Source organism: Streptomyces swartbergensis, assembly GCF_002148965.1.
In the GTDB taxonomy this organism is placed as follows: domain Bacteria; phylum Actinomycetota; class Actinomycetes; order Streptomycetales; family Streptomycetaceae; genus Streptomyces; species Streptomyces swartbergensis.
This window is the reverse complement of sequence record NZ_NGFN01000783.1, coordinates 1-865: the sequence shown is the minus strand read 5'-3', so window position 1 is coordinate 865 and position 865 is coordinate 1. Positions and strand designations below refer to the sequence as shown.

Below are 865 nucleotides of genomic sequence, written 5' to 3'. Positions count from 1 at the left end.
GCCCCGGCCCCCGCACCCCACACCGCGCCCAGCAGCAGGGCCATGCCGAGGTGCCCGTGCAGTTCGATGCCCGCGCCGAACGCGTCGAAGCCGAGCACGGACAGGGAGGCGGTCACCGACACGTCCGTCAGCCAGACGAGCAACGGCAGGGACAGTGCCGTCGCGACCCCCAGCCGCAGCGCACACCGCCCCGCGAAACCGAGGGCACCCGAACCCCGTACACCCCCGGGTCCTCCCGACACGCCCGCCATCGGCGTCCGCACCGCCGTCAGCACGCCCGCCAGCAGCATCATCAACGCCGCCGCAACCGCCAGCAGCCACACCCGCCCGTCCAGCTCGGCCAGCCGCCCCAGCGTCACCGGCTGGTCGGAGCGGACCGCGAGCAGGTCGTCCAGCGGGTCAGGCAGGAGGCGGGTCAGTTCACCCGTGGCCCGGCCGTCCCAGGGCACCAGCAGGCCGATCGGGACGCCCAGCCACACCCCGTTCGGCGCCCCGAGCAGCGCCGCGCCGGCGATGCGGCGGGGATGGTCGTCGCCGGTCGCCGCGTACGCCGCCGCAGCGAGCCCCGCCGCCACCGCCACCAGCAGCACGGTCACCACCGCGGAAACGGCGGGCCGCACGACCCGGTGCACGGCCTCCCAGCCCCACGGCAGCGGCGTGCGGCGCGAGGCCAGCAGGCCGATGAGGAGGATCCCGGCCGACCAGCCGAGCCCGCCGAGCAGCGTGGGCGCGGTGTCGACCGTGAAACCGACCGCCGCCTGCGCGTCGACCAGGTCGCCGAGCCGGTCCGGCAGCAACCCCCCGATGTCCCCCAGCCCGGGAATCTCCAGGCCCTCTCCACCTCCACCGCCCCCGCCCGTCAGGT

General features: G+C 76.3%; 1 protein-coding gene. It reads right to left on the bottom strand.

All coding sequences use genetic code 11. The features are described 5' to 3' along the window. On the bottom strand, positions 1–865 hold an 865-nt coding region (locus CA983_RS44305; protein WP_244207374.1), incomplete at both ends, for a streptophobe family protein.